Annotated in this window: 17 protein-coding genes; 15 read left to right on the top strand and 2 right to left on the bottom strand. The window is 32.2% G+C overall.

The genetic code is table 11. From position 1 onward, the window contains the following. The first annotated feature begins 303 nt into the window (after positions 1–303). The 10 genes from hisG to NQQ59_RS00885 all read left to right on the top strand — a co-directional run bounded on the left by hisG (position 304) and on the right by NQQ59_RS00885 (position 9,159). On the top strand, positions 304–1,161 hold the full coding sequence (gene hisG / locus NQQ59_RS00930; protein ID WP_144212803.1) for an ATP phosphoribosyltransferase: 858 nt from the start codon (positions 304–306) through the stop codon (positions 1,159–1,161). A gap of 125 nt (positions 1,162–1,286) precedes the next feature. After that, entirely contained in the window at positions 1,287–2,567 is a 1,281-nt protein-coding gene (gene hisD / locus NQQ59_RS00925; protein WP_144212801.1) for a histidinol dehydrogenase, read from the top strand. Between the two features lie 103 nt (positions 2,568–2,670). Further along, complete coding sequence (gene hisC, locus NQQ59_RS00920; protein ID WP_144212799.1) at positions 2,671–3,720, top strand: histidinol-phosphate transaminase; 1,050 nt, start codon at positions 2,671–2,673, stop codon at positions 3,718–3,720. A gap of 175 nt (positions 3,721–3,895) precedes the next feature. Continuing rightward, positions 3,896–5,032 (top strand): bifunctional histidinol-phosphatase/imidazoleglycerol-phosphate dehydratase HisB, encoded by a 1,137-nt coding sequence (hisB, locus tag NQQ59_RS00915; protein WP_144212797.1) that lies wholly within the window; start codon positions 3,896–3,898, stop codon positions 5,030–5,032. A 65-nt stretch (positions 5,033–5,097) separates the two neighbouring features. After that, positions 5,098–5,448, top strand: a complete 351-nt coding sequence (locus NQQ59_RS00910) for a nuclear transport factor 2 family protein (protein ID WP_144212795.1) — start codon at positions 5,098–5,100, stop codon at positions 5,446–5,448. An 86-nt stretch (positions 5,449–5,534) separates the two neighbouring features. Beyond that, a complete protein-coding gene (gene hisH / locus NQQ59_RS00905) occupies positions 5,535–6,116 on the top strand; it encodes an imidazole glycerol phosphate synthase subunit HisH (RefSeq protein WP_144212793.1) in 582 nt (193 codons plus the stop codon). Positions 6,117–6,206: 90 nt separating this feature from the next. Next, positions 6,207–6,932: a 1-(5-phosphoribosyl)-5-[(5-phosphoribosylamino)methylideneamino]imidazole-4-carboxamide isomerase gene (gene hisA, locus NQQ59_RS00900; protein ID WP_144212791.1), complete on the top strand. Its 726-nt coding sequence runs from the start codon at positions 6,207–6,209 to the stop codon at positions 6,930–6,932. An 83-nt stretch (positions 6,933–7,015) separates the two neighbouring features. Then, on the top strand, positions 7,016–7,771 hold the full coding sequence (gene hisF / locus NQQ59_RS00895) for an imidazole glycerol phosphate synthase subunit HisF (RefSeq protein ID WP_144212789.1): 756 nt from the start codon (positions 7,016–7,018) through the stop codon (positions 7,769–7,771). A 68-nt stretch (positions 7,772–7,839) separates the two neighbouring features. Continuing rightward, the gene (hisIE, locus tag NQQ59_RS00890; protein ID WP_288251383.1) at positions 7,840–8,442 is read left to right on the top strand and encodes a bifunctional phosphoribosyl-AMP cyclohydrolase/phosphoribosyl-ATP diphosphatase HisIE; all 603 of its coding nucleotides are present in this window, start codon (positions 7,840–7,842) and stop codon (positions 8,440–8,442) included. 117 nt (positions 8,443–8,559) lie between these two features. Then, on the top strand, positions 8,560–9,159 hold the full coding sequence (locus NQQ59_RS00885) for a hypothetical protein (protein ID WP_144212787.1): 600 nt from the start codon (positions 8,560–8,562) through the stop codon (positions 9,157–9,159). A 3-nt stretch (positions 9,160–9,162) separates the two neighbouring features. On the opposite strand, the gene NQQ59_RS00880 is transcribed toward NQQ59_RS00885, so the two are convergent. Next, positions 9,163–9,861: a carbohydrate-binding family 9-like protein gene (locus tag NQQ59_RS00880; RefSeq protein ID WP_144212785.1), complete on the bottom strand. Its 699-nt coding sequence runs from the start codon at positions 9,859–9,861 to the stop codon at positions 9,163–9,165. A gap of 168 nt (positions 9,862–10,029) precedes the next feature. Here NQQ59_RS00880 and NQQ59_RS00875 point away from each other — a divergent pair, with 168 nt between their 5' ends. Then, a complete protein-coding gene (locus NQQ59_RS00875; RefSeq protein WP_144212783.1) occupies positions 10,030–11,685 on the top strand; it encodes a M1 family metallopeptidase in 1,656 nt (551 codons plus the stop codon). Between the two features lie 24 nt (positions 11,686–11,709). Then, positions 11,710–12,567 (top strand): class D beta-lactamase, encoded by an 858-nt coding sequence (locus tag NQQ59_RS00870; RefSeq protein ID WP_144212781.1) that lies wholly within the window; start codon positions 11,710–11,712, stop codon positions 12,565–12,567. 83 nt (positions 12,568–12,650) lie between these two features. On the opposite strand, the gene NQQ59_RS00865 is transcribed toward NQQ59_RS00870, so the two are convergent. Then, complete coding sequence (locus NQQ59_RS00865; RefSeq protein ID WP_144212779.1) at positions 12,651–14,195, bottom strand: hypothetical protein; 1,545 nt, start codon at positions 14,193–14,195, stop codon at positions 12,651–12,653. 155 nt (positions 14,196–14,350) lie between these two features. On the opposite strand from NQQ59_RS00865, the gene NQQ59_RS00860 reads away from it, so the two are divergent. From NQQ59_RS00860 to ilvD, 3 genes are all read left to right on the top strand, one after another. Beyond that, the gene (locus tag NQQ59_RS00860; protein ID WP_144212777.1) at positions 14,351–15,526 is read left to right on the top strand and encodes a 2-isopropylmalate synthase; all 1,176 of its coding nucleotides are present in this window, start codon (positions 14,351–14,353) and stop codon (positions 15,524–15,526) included. Positions 15,527–15,583: 57 nt separating this feature from the next. After that, complete coding sequence (leuB, locus tag NQQ59_RS00855; RefSeq protein ID WP_144212775.1) at positions 15,584–16,702, top strand: 3-isopropylmalate dehydrogenase; 1,119 nt, start codon at positions 15,584–15,586, stop codon at positions 16,700–16,702. Positions 16,703–16,975: 273 nt separating this feature from the next. Then, positions 16,976–18,649: a dihydroxy-acid dehydratase gene (ilvD, locus tag NQQ59_RS00850; RefSeq protein ID WP_144212773.1), complete on the top strand. Its 1,674-nt coding sequence runs from the start codon at positions 16,976–16,978 to the stop codon at positions 18,647–18,649. The last annotated feature ends 133 nt before the right edge of the window (positions 18,650–18,782 follow it).

The raw sequence follows: 18,782 nt of genomic DNA, 5'->3' as shown, positions 1-18,782 counted from the left end.
ATTATTAAACATAAGACGATGTAAAAAGTTTTTTAACAATAAACTATCGTTAAGTTAAAATAAAAATTGCTTTTTAAATATTTTATCTAGTATATTTGCAACCGATTCAAAGAATTATAAAACAAACCAAACAATGATTTCAAATCAATTACATCATCATCATTTACATTATTGCTCTCAAGCGATGTGTTAATGGTATGTGTGTAAATCATCATATTTTAAAACCCGTTTGAGTACATCAAACGGGTTTTTTTATACCAATTCTTTGTACTCAAACTATTAATCCAACAAACAACTAAAAAAATGAGTACTTTAAAAATTGCAATTCAAAAATCGGGTCGTTTAAACGAAGACAGTATCCAAATTCTAAAAGACTGTGGTATTTCAATCAACAACGGAATAGATCAGTTAAAAGCAGAAGCGTCTAATTTTCCTCTTGAAGTTTTATACTTGAGAAATTCAGATATTCCTCAATACTTAATTGATGGAGTGGTGGATTTAGCTATTGTTGGAGATAATCTTTTGGTAGAAAAAGGAAAAGGAATTGAAGTAGTTCAAAAACTTGGTTTTTCTAAATGTAAAGTTTCAGTAGCAGTTCCTAAAACATTCGAATACAATTCAATTCAGGATTTAGCAAACCTTAGAATTGCAACTTCTTATCCAAACACAGTTAATGAATATTTTGATAAATTTGGTTTAAAAGTAGACATTCACCAAATCTCAGGTTCAGTAGAAATCGCTCCAAATATTGGTCTTGCAGATGCCATTGTGGATATTGTTTCAAGTGGAAGTACACTTTTTAAAAACAATTTAAAAGAAGTTGAAGTAATCTTAAAAAGTGAAGCAGTTTTAGCGGTTTCTCCAAAAGTTTCTCCAGAAATTCAAAAACACATTGATACTTTAAAATTTAGAATTCAGGCAGTTTTAAGAGCTAGAAATTCAAAATACATCCTGATGAACGTACCAAACGACAAAATTGATGCCGTTGGAAAAATCCTTCCGGTTTTAAGAAGTTTGACCGTTCTTCCTTTGGCACAAGAAGGTTGGAGCAGCGTTCACTCTGTAATCGATAAAGATACTTTCTGGGATGTAATTGATCAATTAAAAGAAGTGGGAGCAGAAGGAATTTTAGTTTGCCCAATTGAGAAAATGGTACTATAAAAGAAATTTCAATTTTTAAATTCCAAATTCCAATTTTAAGATTACAGCTTTGAGAGCTTGGCGTTTTTTTTAGATAAAGAATTGGAATTTGGGATTTAAAGCTTTGGAATTTAATATGAAATATTATGAATAAAATAAACAATCCAAAACCAGAAATCTGGTCAGATATATTAAAAAGACCAACCCAAACTATTGACGATATTGAGGTTACGGTAAAAGAAATCTTTAGAGAAGTACAGAAAAAAGGTGATGAAGCGGTTGCAAAATACACTTCAATATTTGATGGAATTTCTCAAGATAATTATGAGGTTTCAAAAGAAGAAATTGAAGAAGCAATCCAATTGATTCCAAATGAATTAAAAGAAGCAATTCAATTGGCTAAAGATAATGTTTACAAATTTCACAAAGCACAAAAAACGGATCGTATTGAAGTAGAAACAATTGAAGGTGTAAACTGTTGGCAGGAAAAACGACCAATTCAAAAGATTGGTTTATATATTCCTGGAGGAACGGCGCCTTTGTTTTCAACTGTTTTGATGTTGGCTGTTCCTGCTGAAATTGCTGGTTGTAAAGAAATTGTATTATGTTCTCCGCCAGACAAAAAAGGTAAAATTAATCCAGCAATTTTGTATGCAGCAAATTTATGTGGTGTCACTAAAATTCTAAAAGTTGGAGGAATCCAGGCTATTGCGGGAATGACTTTTGGAACTCAATCAATTCCTAAAGTTTATAAAATCTTCGGTCCAGGAAATCAGTTTGTAACGGTTGCAAAACAACTGGCAACCCAATTTGGAGTTGCCATTGATATGCCGGCCGGACCTTCGGAATTATTGATTGTAGCTGATGATACTGCAGTCCCATCATTTGTTGCTTCAGATTTATTGTCTCAAGCAGAACACGGAACAGACAGTCAGGTGATTTTAGTTTCGACGTCAAAAAAACTGATTGAAGAGGTAGAAAAAGAAGTACAAGCTCAATTAGAAGTCCTTCCAAGAAAAGCAATTGCAGAAAAAGCGATTGAAAATTCGAAATTGATTTATGTGGAAAATGATCAGACCGCTTTAGATTTAATCAACGAATATGGTCCTGAGCACTTTATAATTTGTTCACAATACGATGATTTCTATTGCAACGGAATCGTAAATGCTGGTTCTGTTTTCATTGGGAATTATACTCCGGAAAGCGCTGGTGATTATGCTTCTGGAACCAATCATACTTTGCCAACAAACGGTTATGCTAAGAATTACAGTGGTGTAAATCTAGATAGCTTTATGAAATCAATGACTTTTCAGAAAATCTCAGAAAAAGGAATTCAAAACATCGGAAAAGCAATTGAAGCAATGGCTGAAGCCGAAGGTTTACAGGCGCATAAAAATGCTGTGACCTTAAGATTAAAAAGTTTATAGTAAGAAAAGAAAGAGAAAAGAAGCAAGAAGAAAGATGTTAAATAAGTAAGATGAGAAGTCTTTTCTCTTGCCTTTTTCTTCTTAAAGTCAAAAAACAACAACAATGAGTACCTTCGATATAAATACAATAACACGTGAAAATGTAAAATCTTTAAAACCGTATTCATCTGCAAGAGATGAGTTTGAAGATTTTAATACAGCCGAAATGATATTTTTGGATGCGAATGAAAATCCGTATCAAAATGGAGTAAATCGTTATCCAGATCCGCAACAGAATTCGGTTAAAGCGATTTTGGCTAAAAACAATTTAACCAAACAAAGTCAGATTTTGTTAGGAAACGGGAGCGATGAAGTTTTGGATTTACTTTTCAGAGCTTTCTGTGAACCTAATAAAGACAATATCATTTCGTTGCCACCAACTTATGGAATGTATGGAGTTTTAGCTAATATTAATGCTGTTGAAAACAGAGAAGTTTTGTTAACTACAGATTTTCAACCACAAGTAGAAAAAATTCTTGAAGCAGTTGATGAGAATACAAAAATCATCTTTTTATGTTCGCCAAATAATCCAACAGGAAATTCTTTTTCAGATGAAAGCGTGGTCAAATTGCTTCAAAATTTTAAAGGTTTGGTAGTGATTGATGAAGCTTATATTGATTTTTCAGAGAAAGAAAGCTGGCTCACAGAAATCGATGCTTATCCAAATTTAGTGATTACGCAAACACTTTCTAAAGCTTATGGTTTAGCCGGAATTCGTTTAGGAATTTGTTATGCTTCTGAAGTTGTGATTTCAATTTTAAACAAAATCAAACCGCCTTATAACGTAAACGAATTAACACAACAAAGAGCAATCGAACGTTTAAAAGATTCTGAAAAAATAAAACAAGAAATAGCTTCTATTATTGAGCAAAGAGAAGAATTACTTAAAGTTTTGCTTGAAGTTGATTTTGTTGAAAAAGTATATCCAACAGAAGCGAATTTTATTTTAGCAAAAGTGGATGATGCAAACAAAAGATACGATCAATTAATTGAAAAAGGAATTGTAATTCGTAACAGAACTACACAACCTTTATGTGAAAATTGTCTTCGTTTTACAATCGGAACAAAAGAAGAAAATGCGGTTGTGATTAGAGAATTAAAATCATTGAGTTAAAAAAAATAAAGCCACAGATTATACAGATTAAAATGATTTTTTTATTCTGTTTGTGTATATTTTTTGCCACGAATTACACGAATTTGCACGAATTGAATTAGTGAAATTTGTGTAATTCGTGGCAAAAAGAAAAATCCATTAAATCCGTGAAATCTGTGGCAGAACAAAAAAAAATATGAAAAAAGTACTTTTTATCGATCGTGATGGAACGATTGTTTTAGAACCAGAAAATTATCAATTAGACAGCTTAGATAAATTAGAATTTTATCCAAAAGCGTTTCAATATCTAGCTAAAATTGCAAATGAGTTGGATTACGAATTAGCAATGGTAACCAATCAAGACGGATTAGGAACAGATAGTTTTCCAGAAGATACATTTTGGCCAACGCAAAATTTCATTCTAAAAGCGTTTGAAAATGAAGGAATTGTTTTTGATGAAATCTTTGTTGACAGAACTTTTCCAGAAGAAAATGCGCCAACACGTAAACCAAGAACTGGAATGTTGACGAAATATTTGAATAATCCAGAATATGATTTAGAAAATTCTTTTGTTTTAGGTGATCGTTTAACGGATGTTGAATTGGCTAAAAACTTAGGCGCAAAAGCGATTTTCATGAACGATACAGATGGGGCAGGAAGTACTGAGATTTCATCAAAACGTGAAGAATTGAACGAGACAATCGCTTTACAAACTATGGATTGGAAAAAGATCTATGAGTTTTTAAAGTTAGAAGCACGTTCAGCATCGATTACAAGAAAAACAAATGAAACGGATATTTATATCAATTTAAATCTTGACGGAACAGGAAAAAGTAAAATAGATACTGGAATTGCGTTTTTCGATCATATGTTGGATCAAATCTCGCGTCACGGTCAAATGGATTTGGAAATCCTTGTAAAAGGCGATTTAGAAGTAGATGAACACCACACAATTGAAGATACAGCGATTGCGCTTGGAGAAGTTTTCGCAAAAGCATTAGGAAACAAACTTGGAATCGAGCGTTACGGATTTTGCTTGCCAATGGATGATTGTTTAGCACAAGCTGCAATTGACTTTGGTGGAAGAAATTGGTTAATTTGGGAAACGGAATTCAAACGTGAAATGGTAGGTAAAATGCCAACAGAAATGTTCTATCATTTCTTTAAATCATTCACAGACGGAGCAAAAGCGAACTTAAATATCAAAGCTGAAGGAATCAACGAACATCACAAAATAGAAGCAATTTTTAAAGCTTTTGCGAAAGCGATAAAAGTAGCCGTAAAAAGAGATACAGAAAAAATGATTTTACCTTCAACTAAAGGTATGTTGTAAAATTTGTTTCAAGTTTCAAGTTGCTCAACAAAACCTGAAACTTAAAGCCAACAAAAACAAAACTTATGGAAGCGAAAGAATTTGCAAAAACATGGATAGAATCTTGGAATTCTCATGATTTAGAAGATGTTATGAGTCATTATTCTGACGATCTTGAAATTACAACACCAATGATTAAATTGGCAGGAGGAATTGAAAGTGGTTCGCTTCAAGGGAAGATACAGGTTAAAGAGTATTGGAGTAAGGCACTTGCAAAATTTCCAGATTTGCATTTTGAACTAATTGATGTTACGGCAGGTGTAAATTCAGTAGCATTATATTATAAATCTATCATGGACAAAAAGGCGATTGAAGTAATGTTTTTTAATGAAGATGGATTGGTAAACAAAATGATAGCTCATTATACTGATCTGTAAAGTAAAATTTGTTTGAAGTTTCGAGTTTCATGTTCTGAAGAGCAACCTGAAACTTGAAACCTGAAACAAAAAAAAACAAAAATTAAATGAAAATAGTAATTATAAATTACGGAGCAGGAAATATTCAGAGCATTATGTTTGCTATTGAAAGACTAGGTTTCAAAGCAGTTTTGAGCAATAATCCTGAGGAAATTAAATCGGCAGATAAAGTGATTTTTCCAGGAGTTGGGGAGGCGAGTTCGGCAATGACAAAACTTCGCGAAAGCGGTTTGGATAGTTTGATTCCACAATTGAAACAACCTGTATTAGGAATTTGTTTGGGAATGCAGTTAATGTGTAACAAAACCGAAGAAGGAAATACAGAAGGTTTAGGGATTTTTGATGTTGATGTTTTGAAATTTTCAAACAACGTAAAAGTGCCACAAATGGGATGGAATCAGATTTATGATTTAAAAACCGATTTGTTTAAAGATATTTCTGAAAATGAGTACATGTATTTGGTTCACAGTTTTTACGCGCCAGATTGCGAATATGCAGTTGCTAAAACCAACTATGATATTGAATATGCATCGGCTTTACAAAAAGATAATTTTTACGGAACTCAGTTTCACCCAGAAAAAAGTGGAGATGTCGGCGAGAAAATCCTCGGGAACTTCTTAAAAATGTAAAATTCCAATTCAATAACAATTTCAAAATCAATCAAAATTTCAATTTTAGAAAAATCTAAAATCTAAAATCAGAAATCTAAAATAATAAAAATGAGAATAATACCAGCCATAGATATCATTGAAGGAAAATGTGTTCGTTTGTCCAAAGGTGATTATGATACCAAGATAATATACAATGAAAATCCGCTTGAAGTGGCGAAATCATTTGAAGCACACGGAATCGAATATCTGCATTTAGTAGATCTTGACGGAGCTAAATCAAGTAAAATTGTCAACTATAAGATATTAGAACAAATCGCAACACAAACCAACTTAAAAATTGATTTCGGTGGAGGTTTAAAATCGGATGATGATTTGAGAATTGCCTTTGAAAGCGGTGCAAATCAAATTACTGGCGGAAGTATTGCTGTAAAAAACAGAGCCATTTTCCAAAAATGGATTTCTGAATATGGAACAGAAAAAATTATTTTAGGTGCTGATGCCAAAGATGAAAAAATCGCCGTTTCTGGTTGGTTAGAAGAATCAAATGAAGATTTGGTGCCATTTATTCAGGATTACCAATCTAAAGGAATTCAGTATGTTATCTGTACAGATATCGCAAAAGATGGAATGCTACAGGGACCAAGTTTTGATTTATACGACAAAATCTTAGCAGAAGCAAAAGGCATAAAACTAATCGCTTCAGGAGGGATTTCAACTTTCGACGAATTACCAAAATTAGCTGAATTAGGTTGTGAAGGAACCATCATTGGGAAGGCAATTTACGAAGGAAGAATTTCCTTAAAACAACTTGAGGTTTTTATAATTAGAAAATGAGAAAATTTGATAATTAGATAATTTACGCGTGACAAAGAATAATTATCTAATTGACTAATTTTCTAATTAACACATTAAAAAAAATGTTAGCAAAAAGAATTATACCTTGCTTAGATATAAAAAACGGAAGAACCGTAAAAGGCGTAAATTTCGTTGATTTACGTGACGCTGGCGATCCAGTAGAATTGGCTGAAATTTATTCGGCTGAAGGTGCGGATGAATTGGTTTTTCTAGATATTTCGGCAACTGAAGAAAGACGTAAAACACTTGTAAATATGGTGCGTAGCGTGGCAGAAAAAATCAATATTCCGTTTACAGTTGGTGGGGGAATTTCGTCTGTAGAAGATGTTGATATTCTGCTGAACAACGGAGCAGATAAAGTTTCAATCAATTCGTCGGCAGTTAAAAATCCACAATTGATTAATGATTTGGCTCAGAAATTTGGAAGTCAGTGCGTTGTCGTTGCAATCGATGCCAAGCAAATTGACGGACAATGGATTGTGCATTTAGTGGGCGGAAAAGTACCAACAGAATTAAACTTATTTGATTGGGCTGTTGAAGTCGCAGAACGTGGTGCTGGAGAAATCTTATTCACTTCGATGGATAATGATGGAACTAAAAATGGTTTTGCAAACGAAGCTTTGGCTAAACTTTCGGAATTAGTAAATATTCCAATTATTGCTTCTGGAGGTGCTGGAAATATACAACATTTCGTAGATTCGTTTAAAGAAGGAAAAGCAGATGCAGCTTTGGCGGCAAGTGTTTTTCACTTTAAAGAAATCGAGATTAAAGCTTTGAAACAAGAGTTAAGAAATAACGATATTGAAGTAAGGTTGTAAAATTTTCAATATCAATTACAATATCAAAAATCAATATAAGTTCAGTAATCTGAACTCTAAAATCTAAAATAGACATGGAAATCGATATCAAAAGTGCACACGGATTAATTCCAGCTATCATTCAGGATTCTGAAACAAAAAATGTTTTGATGCTGGGTTATATGAACGAAGAATCGCTTCAAAAAACAATTGAAACACAAAAAGTGACTTTCTTTAGCCGTTCCAAACAAAGACTTTGGACAAAAGGTGAGGAGAGTGGAAATTTCTTAAACTTAGTAAGTATTAAAAATGATTGTGATGGTGACACACTTTTGATTCAGGCAAAACCAGTCGGGCCAACTTGTCACACAGGAGCAGATACTTGCTGGCAAGAACCAAATGATGCTAATTATGGTTTTATTTCTCAATTAGAAAATACAATCAAAACCAGAAGAGAAAATGCTGATTCAGAGAAAAGTTATGTAGCTTCTTTATTCGAAAAAGGAATTAATAAAATTGCCCAAAAAGTTGGAGAAGAGGCGGTAGAGGTAGTTATTGAAGCAAAAGATGATAACGACGATTTATTCCTTAGCGAAAGTGCCGATTTGTTATTTCATTACTTAATTTTATTGCAGGCAAAAGGGTATCAACTAAACGATGTTGTTGAAGTTTTAAAGAAACGTCAGAAATAGATCGTCTTACTTTTTCTTTTAAATAAATTAAATCGTATTATGGTTGTCATAATGCGATTTTTTTATGTCTTATATCTAAAAAAAAAACGGTACTTTTAGTTTCTTAATAAGAACTTTATGAGACTACATTTTTGTTTATTGCTACTCCTTTATTCTGTTTTTAATTACGGATTTAAGAAAAATGTAATGCCCTATTCGTTAGTTGTTTCTAGAGCTGTTTTGATTGTTGATGGAACAATTTCTAAAGTTTCTAAAAATGAATATGAGTTCACTATAAGTCAATTTATTAAAGGAAAATCAAGCACGAAAATTAATGTAGCTATCTGGAAAGAATGGCTTTGTGATCCAAGAATGAAGGAATTAAAGGCTGGACAGAGGATGATTTTGTTTTTGGAAAGATCTCCTTATGGTAATTTTTATCCTATAAATGAAAGTACTGGGGAATTGTACGTAGATGATGATGTTTTCTTAGATATTTTTCTCCCAAAAGAATTTTTGAATGCCACAATGTTAAAAAAAGGGATTTCAATGTTTTTAGATATATATACACTTTATGGGAGCTTAGATAATAAATTTTATAGCAATATATATTTTGTACGGAATAAATCTATTTTTGAAGTTTATAGAATGAAAAGAATGAACGCCTCTTTTAGTTACTTATCTGACAATGCTGAGTATTTTAAAGTGACAGAATTGCAGCAGTTTTCAATGAAGTAAAAACTATTCTACAAACTCAAAAACCGCAAATTCTTCAGGCTGGTGAAAACCGAACTTAGAACTTTTATATGGTTGCAAAGCAAGATATTCAATGGTTTTGCCGTAATCAATTCTAAAGGCATTTGCTTTCCATTTTGTATCAATTTTTGGTTTTAGAAACCCTCCGTTTTTTATTCTTTCAAGACTTGAAAATGGGATTTTAATTTCAACCGTATAACCTTCGGGATTTATTTTACTTACTGTTTTCATCCCAATAATATTAAAATCTATTACTGTTTTCCAGCCTCCACATTCTGGTGAAATACATTTCAAAAGTAGATCGTAATTTGTTGAAAAAGCGTTTACACCAATTTCAAGATAATTTTGTCCGTCTCCATCTGGATCAATAAAAATTTCAACCAAATCATCCGTGTAAAAAATTTGTGCATCTTTTTTTTGAGGTTTTCCAATGATAGTAGAATCTGTGCAGTTATAGCCAATGTAGAGATTTTTATCATCCCATAAAAAAGATACAAATGTGTTTTGAGCGGCTTTCTCTCCTGAATCATGAATAACAAATGGGCCTAGAAATGGAATTTCCCAATCGCTTAAATCGCCATCAATTTCGATTGTGTTTTTAGTTTTGTGAATAGTAACTATTTGTGAATTTGCAATTGTAGAAAACATCACAAACAAAAAAGAAACAACAGCATCAAATCTCATATTATGAAGTCTAAAGTTTTGAAACCACTAAAATAGAGAAGAATAATGAATTTAAATATCCTTTGTAATTCTTAAAATCATAAAAATTTAAAAAATTTGATCCGAATGTTTACATTTGTTAAAGATTACTTCGGTTTAATTACCTTATTTATTTCAAACTTATAAATAATGAAAAAATACTTTTGTGGCGCATTTATCGCGTTTTTAGCTGGTTTTACTGCCAATGCCCAAGGACTTTTGAATAAGTCAGAAACTGTTTTTACACATCAGGATACTTTACGTGGAAGTATTACTAAAGAAAGAGCTTGGTGGGATTTGAAATACTATCATTTAGATGTTAAAGTAAATCCGGCAGAAAAATTTATTTCAGGTTCAAATACAGTTCGCTATACTGTTTTGACAGAAAATAACAGAATGCAGATTGATTTGCAGGAACCAATGAAGATCACAAAAGTGACTCAGAATGGAAAGGATTTGAAGTTTGAAAGAGATGGAAATGCTTTTTTTATCACTTTAAATGAAAAGCAAAAAGTTGGTGATACTAAGGAAATTATAGTTTCTTTTGAAGGAAAACCAAAAGAAGCAGTTAAAGCGCCGTGGGATGGAGGGTTTTCGTGGAAAAAAGATAAAAACGGAAAAGATTTTATTGCTACATCATGTCAGGGTTTAGGCGCAAGTGTATGGTGGCCATGTAAAGATCATATGTATGATGAAGTAGAAAACATGTTAATTAGTGTAAATGTTCCAGGAGATTTAACTGAGGTTTCTAACGGAAGATTAAAAAGCGTTAAAAAAGAAAAGGATGGTACCAAAACGTTTAATTGGTATGTTTCTAATCCAATCAATAATTACGGTGTAAACATTAATATTGGAGATTATGTAAATTTTACTGAAGTTTTTAAAGGAGAAAAAGGAAACTTAGATTGCAGTTACTATGTTTTAAGAGATAATTTGGCTTTGGCTAAAGAACATTTTAAAGACGCTCCGAAAATGTTGAAAGCTTTTGAAAGTTGGTTTGGACCATACCCGTTTTATGAAGACAGTTATAAATTAGTTGAAGTTCCTTATTTAGGAATGGAACACCAAAGTTCTGTAACTTACGGGAATCAATATAAAAAAGGTTATTTAGGAAACGATTTGAGTGGTACAGGTTGGGGATTAAAATTTGACTTCATTATTATTCATGAATCTGGTCACGAATGGTTTGCAAATAATATTACGTATAAAGATATTGCTGATATGTGGATTCACGAAAGTTTTACAAACTATTCAGAAAGTCTATTCATTGAATATTATTATGGAAAAGAAGCTGCAGCAGAATATGTAATTGGATGCAGAAAAAACATCGAAAACGACAAACCAATTATCGGTCATTATGACGTAAATAATGAAGGATCTGGTGATATGTATCCAAAAGGAGCGAATATGTTGCATACTATTCGTCAGATTATCAAAGATGATGCAAAATGGAAATCAATTTTAAGAGGTTTGAATAAAACGTTTTATCATCAAACAGTTACTTCTAAACAAATTGAAGATTATATTAATGATCAGTCCGGAATTAATTTCAATAGAGTTTACGCACAGTATTTGACCACAACTAAAATTCCTGTTCTTGAATATATGTTTAAAAATGGCACTTTAGGATATCACTGGACAAATTGTGTTTCTAAATTCGATATGCCAGTTAAAGTTAAAGTTAATGGCGTTGAAACTATGTTGAAACCGACTACAGAATGGCAGTCTATTAAAACAACAAACGAAGAAAGAAATTTAGAAGTAGATAAAAACTTCTATGTGACTACTTCTAATATTGTAGAATAAAGTTTTAATTATTTGAAATAAAGAATGAGCTACAAAGTACTTTTAATTCTATCAAGCATAATGTTGATTTCGGGTTTGTCTAGTGGCAAGAAAAGAAACGACTTTTTGGTAGATGTAAAAGACACAGTAGTTGTTCGTCAGGATTTTAAAAAATATTTTGATTCCTGCGGTGTTACAGGTTCAATTGTTGTTTATGATAATGCTAGACACAGATGGATTCTGTCTGATACATTAGATGTTAATGTACAGACATTGCCAGCTTCTACATTTAAAATTACTAATCTTCTTATTGCTCTTGAAACTAAAACGATTAAAAGTGAAAATGATATCGTGAAATGGATTGGAAAAACAGATACAATAAAGTATGGTTATCGTCCAGAAATCTATCATGATATGACAGTAAAAGAAGCTTTTAGCGTTTCTGCTGGCTGGGTGTTTATAGAATTAGCAAAGCGGATTGGTAAAGAGAAGTATGAAAAATACTTGGGATTGTGCGATTATGGAAATATAAATCTCTCTCAAAAAGACAGTGATTTTTGGAACTTTGGTGAATTTGGAATTTCTCCTCTTAATCAAGTCGAGTTTTTAAAAAAGCTATATGATGAGAAACTTCCATTTTCTAAAAGAAACATACAAATTGTTAAAAAAGTAATGCTTAGCGAAGAAAATCAAAATTATAAGATTCATTCAAAAACTGGATGGACTCGCGAAAATGGTTTTAATATTGGCTGGTGGGTAGGTTATGTAGAGAAGAAAAACGAAACTTATTTTTTTGCTACAAGACTTTTACAAAGGAGAAATAACAATAAAACGAATTTTGGAAACTGTAGAAAAGATATAACTAAAGCAGTATTTAAAGAACTGCAGATTTCTAATTTTTAAAATTTGATTTTATAAGCAATAAACCCGACAGGTTTTTAAAATCTGTCGGGTTTTGTTGTGTAAAGCCTTAATTGAATTAAAACCTATCTATTGTTCAATTTCGCTTTTTCCTTTATAATATCAGCAATTTTTCTGTTTTCAATTTTACTTTCCAACCAAGAAATAATATCCAGATATAAGAAAGCTCTTTTTTCATAAGTATTCTTTTCGAGTTCTATAAAACGAGTACGCATTTTTTTGAACTCATTTTTAATGTCTGCCGGGTAAAAATTATTAAGGTTTCTTAAGAATTTGATGATTTCTTTTTGAACCTCATGCAAATCATTCATTTTCAGTAGAAACTTATACGTGCTTTTTAAATGATTTTCTAAATAATAATCTTTTCCTAATTCATAATGAGCAATTAAAGATAATAATCTAGCAAAACACATAAGATCTTCACGCATTGTTAAGTTCTTGTTGTTGATGATCTTATCTAGGTAATTGATACATTCATTGTATTTCTCGACACCAAAATAAATCGAAGCAATTTTATAGAAAAACAACATTTCGTGATGTTCGTCAAGATGCTCGCTGTGTATTTTTAGTTTATTTAAAATTTCAGGAATCAAATATTCACTTTCTGCAAATGTTCCTGCTAAAATATGTAGATTTAATTTGTTGTTATAAACGTATAGAAACGAAAGGGATGCAATATTATCATTTACAGGGAATTTTGGATCAGCAATTGTTTCTTCTAAAAGATTTAAATATTTCTTGAAATTCGATTTATACTTTAACATATAAAGTGATTCTAAGAAATAATGATTTCCTTTCAGAAAAAATACAGGATTTAGATAAATCATATTTGGATTGTCATAGAATAATTTTACCCATTTATAGGCAAATTTGTAACTGGCCAAAAAGTCCTGAACAAGAAAACTTCTCCAAAGACTAGCGTTGTAAAACCAATATTTTTCTCTAAAACCAAATTTACTTTCATCTAGTTTCGCTACATGTCTATTAAAATAATCATCAATATATTTATATTCCTCATCACTTTTTACGTAACCTGTTTTTAACATGATGCCGTACAATTGAAGTGATAAATTCGATAATTTACTTGAAATCGTATTCCTATAGTTTAATTCTTTCGCCTGAATAACCAATTCATCAGCACGACCTTGAATACTTCGGGTAATATATTGCGATTCGATTAGTTTTTCGAATTCTACAATCTCATACGCCATATATTTTTCATCATTCTCAAGCGCTTGTTGTTTGGTCTTGTCTAAAATCTTTAAACTCTGTTTGTATAATCCTTTATTATAAAGAATAACAGCAAAATCCATTTGCTCACGAAGCTGATAGCGAATATTCTGGCTAGGAATATTCAATCGTATGCTTACTAAGATTTGTTTGTATAAGTATGATTTTAAATTAGATAGCTGTACTTTTTGAATGACACCGCTCTTAAGAATGAGTTTTTCATCATACACTTCAGATTTATCCAGAATATTGAATAATTCGATAAATTTTGTGTTTGAACTCGTCTCTAATCGGCTTGCAAAAATTTTAAACTGTCTTTTTTCTGATTTCGAAAGTGATTTGATTAAAACAAATAAGAAATCTTTTTGATGGTTAGCCATTGTAAAAAATAATAATGTAACTTATTGATAATAAAATAGTTAATTAGGTATAAATCGTTTTATGAACAGTATAATTTCATTAAAATGAATTTCGTACTGCGATAGTACAATATATATTTGTTATCAAGATGTGAAATTACATTAAATAAATGAATATGAATAGAGAGAAAGTTCAAATTTTTGACACCACTTTACGCGACGGTGAACAAGTTCCAGGATGCAAGTTAGATACTAAGCAAAAATTAGTTATCGCAGAACGACTAGACAAAATGGGGGTTGATATCATCGAAGCAGGCTTTCCTGTGTCAAGTCCGGGCGATTTTTTATCGGTCTCTGAGATTTGTAAAATTGTAGAAAATGCAACTGTCTGCGGACTAACAAGAGCCGTAAAAAATGACATAGATGTTGCTGCAGCTGCTTTAAAGCATGCTAAAAGACCTAGAATCCATACTGGAATCGGAACCTCAGAATCTCATATCCTCCACAAATTAAATACTACGCCTGAAGATATTATTGCAAGAGCAAAATACGCTGTAGCACATGCAAAATCGTATGTAGAAGATGTAGAATTCTACGCAGAAGATGCTGGTAGAACAGATAATGCATTCTTAGCAAAAGTTTGTGAAGAAGTTATCAAATCTGGAGCTACTGTATTAAATATTCCAGATACAACTGGATATTGTCTTCCTGAAGAATATGGAGCAAAAATAAAATACTTAAAAGAAAACGTAAAAGGAATTGAAAACGTAATTCTTTCTTGCCACTGTCATAACGATTTAGGTATGGCTACTGCAAACTCAATTGCAGGTGCTATTAATGGTGCTAGACAAATTGAATGTACTATAAATGGTATTGGAGAAAGAGCTGGAAATACAGCGCTTGAAGAAGTGGTTATGATTTTCAAACAACATCCTTATTTAAATTTAGATACAAACATCAATACAAGAGAATTGAACGAAATGAGTCGTTTGGTTTCTGAAAGTATGGGAATGATTGTTCAGCCAAATAAAGCAATTGTAGGAGCAAATGCTTTTGCACACAGTTCTGGAATTCACCAAGATGGTGTGATTAAAAACAGAGCTACTTACGAGATTATGGATCCGTTAGATGTTGGAGTGAATGAATCTTCAATTATTCTAACAGCTAGAAGCGGAAGAGCTGCTTTGGCTTACCGTGCTAAAAAAGTAGGTTACGAATTAACAAAAACACAATTAGATATCGTTTACATAGAGTTCTTGAAATTCGCTGATATTAAAAAAGAAGTTGTAGACGCAGATATCCACCAAATTATTGAAGCTTCTAAAATAGAAGGTGAATTAATCAGAAGTTAATATTTCAAAAATAAACTAGGAACAATAAGGATTTAAAGACATAAATAGCGAGGGATTATGAATTTAAAAATTGCAGTTTTACCAGGAGATGGAATTGGGCCTGAAGTAATTTTACAAGCTAAAAAAGCTTTGTATGCCATTGGCGAAGTGTACAATCACGAATTTGTTTTTGAAGAAGCCCTGATGGGAGCGGTTGCTATCGATAAAACAGGAAATCCTTTACCAGAACAAACTTTGAATCTGTGTTTGAATACAGATGCAGTTTTGCTTGGAGGTATTGGAGATCCTAAGTACGATAATAACCCAAATGCAAAGGTTCGTCCAGAACAAGGATTGCTGAAGCTGCGAAAAGAATTAGGATTATTCGCTAATATTCGTCCTATAAAACCTTATAAAGCCTTAATAGAATCTTCTCCTTTAAAAAGAGAAATTATTGAAGGAGCAGATTTTACCATTTTTAGAGAATTAACTGGTGGAGCTTATTTTGGAACAAAAACACTTAATGAAGAAGGGACGCATGCTTCAGATTTATGTGAATATTCAGAAGAAGAAATTACAAGAATTGCACATTTAGCTTTTAAATCGGCTCAAAAACGTCGTAAAAAGTTAACAATGGTAGACAAAGCAAATGTTTTGGAAACTTCAAGATTGTGGAGAAAGGTTGTTCAGAAAGTGAGCGAAGGTTATCCAGATGTTAAACTTGATTTCTTATTTGTGGATAATGCAGCAATGCAACTGATTTTAAATCCGAAACAATTTGATGTGATTTTGACTGAAAACTTGTTCGGAGATATTTTATCTGATGAAGCTAGTGTGATTACAGGATCTATTGGTTTGCTGCCATCTGTGTCTTTAGGAGAAAAAAATGCTTTGTTTGAACCAATTCACGGATCATATCCGCAAGCTAAAGGAAAAAATATTGCAAATCCGATTGCTTCTATTTTAGCAGCAGCTCTTTTGTTAGAACATTTTGGATTAACTAAAGAAGCCAATGTGATTTTTAAAGCGGTAGAAAAAGCAATTGAATACAAGGTAGTTACAGTTGATTTAAAACCAGATTCAAAATTCGGTACAAACGAAGTAGGTGAGTTTGTTTCTAATTTTATCTTCAGTAAAGATGATTTACTGTATTTTAATAATGACAATGTTAGTATTGGACAATCGACAATTGTTTAATATTTTTTGTTAAAACGTGAATTAAATAACAAGAAGTGTTTGAAATGTTGAGATTTTATTTTTTTAGTTGCTAAAGTTTCTATACTTTTGTAACACTAAAAAAATAAGCGATGCAAATCTCAATTATTATTACTTCTGTCGTTGTTGTCAATGTGATTCACACATCTGCATCGGGAATGTTATAAATATAATTGAAAAACTATATTAGAAACCTTCCAAATACTGGAAGGTTTTTTTTTGAATAAAAAATTAAAAAAAATAAAATAAGCAATAATGGAATTAAATAAGTACAGCAAGACCATCACTCAAGATCAAACACAGCCTGCGGCGCAAGCAATGTTGTACGGAATTGGTTTAACTGAAGAAGATTTAAAGAAAGCACAAGTTGGAATTGTGAGCATGGGTTACGATGGTAACACTTGCAACATGCACTTGAACGATTTAGCAAAAGATGTTAAAAAAGGTGTTTGGGATGCAGATCTTGTCGGACTTATTTTTAATACCATTGGTGTCAGTGACGGTATTTCTAACGGAACTGAAGGAATGCGTTATTCATTAGTTTCTCGTGATGTTATTGCAGATTCTATTGAAACAGTTGCGGGAGCGCAGTGGTACGATAGTATCATCGCAATTCCTGGTTGTGATAAAAATATGCCTGGAGCATTAATCGCAATGGGAAGATTAAACCGTCCATCAATGATGATTTACGGAGGTTCCATTCACTCTGGAAAATGGAAAGGAGAATCTTTAAATATCGTTTCTGCTTTTGAAGCTTTAGGAAAAAAGGTAAAAGGCGAAATCACTCCAGAAGATTTTAAAGGTGTAATTCAAAATGCTTGTCCAGGTGCTGGTGCTTGTGGTGGTATGTATACTGCAAATACAATGTCTTCTGCTATTGAAGCATTAGGAATGAGTTTGCCTTATAGTTCTTCTAATCCAGCATTAAGTCAAGAAAAGAGAGACGAATGTCTAGAAGCTGGAAAAGCAATCAAAATATTATTAGAAAAAGATATCAAGCCAAGAGACATTATGACTCGTAAGGCTTTTGAAAATGCTATTACAATTGTAGCAGTTTTAGGTGGTTCTACAAATGCAGTTATGCACTTAATTGCAATGGCACATTCAGTTGGAATCACAATCACTTTGGATGATTTTCAAGCAATTAATGATAGAACTCCAGTTCTTGCTGATATGAAACCAAGTGGTAAATACATGATGGAAGATATTCACGAAGTAGGAGGTATTCCTGCAGTAATGAAATATTTATTGAAAGTGGGATTAATCCACGGAGATTGTTTAACTGTAACAGGAAAAACAGTTGCTGAAAACTTAGCTTCGACTCCAGATTTACAAGACGGACAAGAAGTGATTCACGAAATTCAAAAAGCATTAAAACCAACAGGAAATATTCAGGTTTTATACGGAAATCTTGCTTCTGAAGGTGCTGTAGCAAAAATCAGTGGAAAAGAAGGAGAATATTTCGAAGGACCAGCTGTTGTATTTGAAGGTGAATTTGAAGTAATTCCAGGTCTTCAAGCCGGAAAAATTAAACCAGGTAATGTAGTCGTCATTAGAGGTTGTGGACCAAAAGGTGGTCCGGGAATGCCTGAAATGCTAAAACCTACATCTGCCATTATCGGTGCTGGATTAGGAAGCAGCTGTGCACTAATTACAGACGGTAGATTCTCGGGCGGTTCGCACGGTTTCGTGGTAGGACACGTTACACCAGAAGCATATGACGGTGGAGGTATTGCGCTAGTAAAAGATGGAGATTTAATCGCTATCGATGCAGTAAAAAATACTATCGACCTGAAGATATCTGACGAAGAATTTGCAGCTAGAAAAGCGGCTTGGATTCAGCCGAAATTAAAAGTTGACAGAGGGGTTTTACTTAAATACGCTAAATCGGTTTCTAGTGCATCAACAGGTTGCGTTACCGATAATTAATTTTAAAATAACAATATCAAAAATCAATAGCAATGACAATAGCAAAAATCAAATAGCAATAAATAAAAATTCAATTTAAAATTTATAATTGAAATTGAAATTTACCATTGCCATTGAATTTTGAAATTGATTT

The organism is Flavobacterium panacis, assembly GCF_024649945.1.
Classification (GTDB): Bacteria; Bacteroidota; Bacteroidia; order Flavobacteriales; family Flavobacteriaceae; genus Flavobacterium; species Flavobacterium panacis.
Note: the sequence above shows the minus strand (reverse complement) of the source record. Positions and strands in the feature narration are given on the sequence as shown.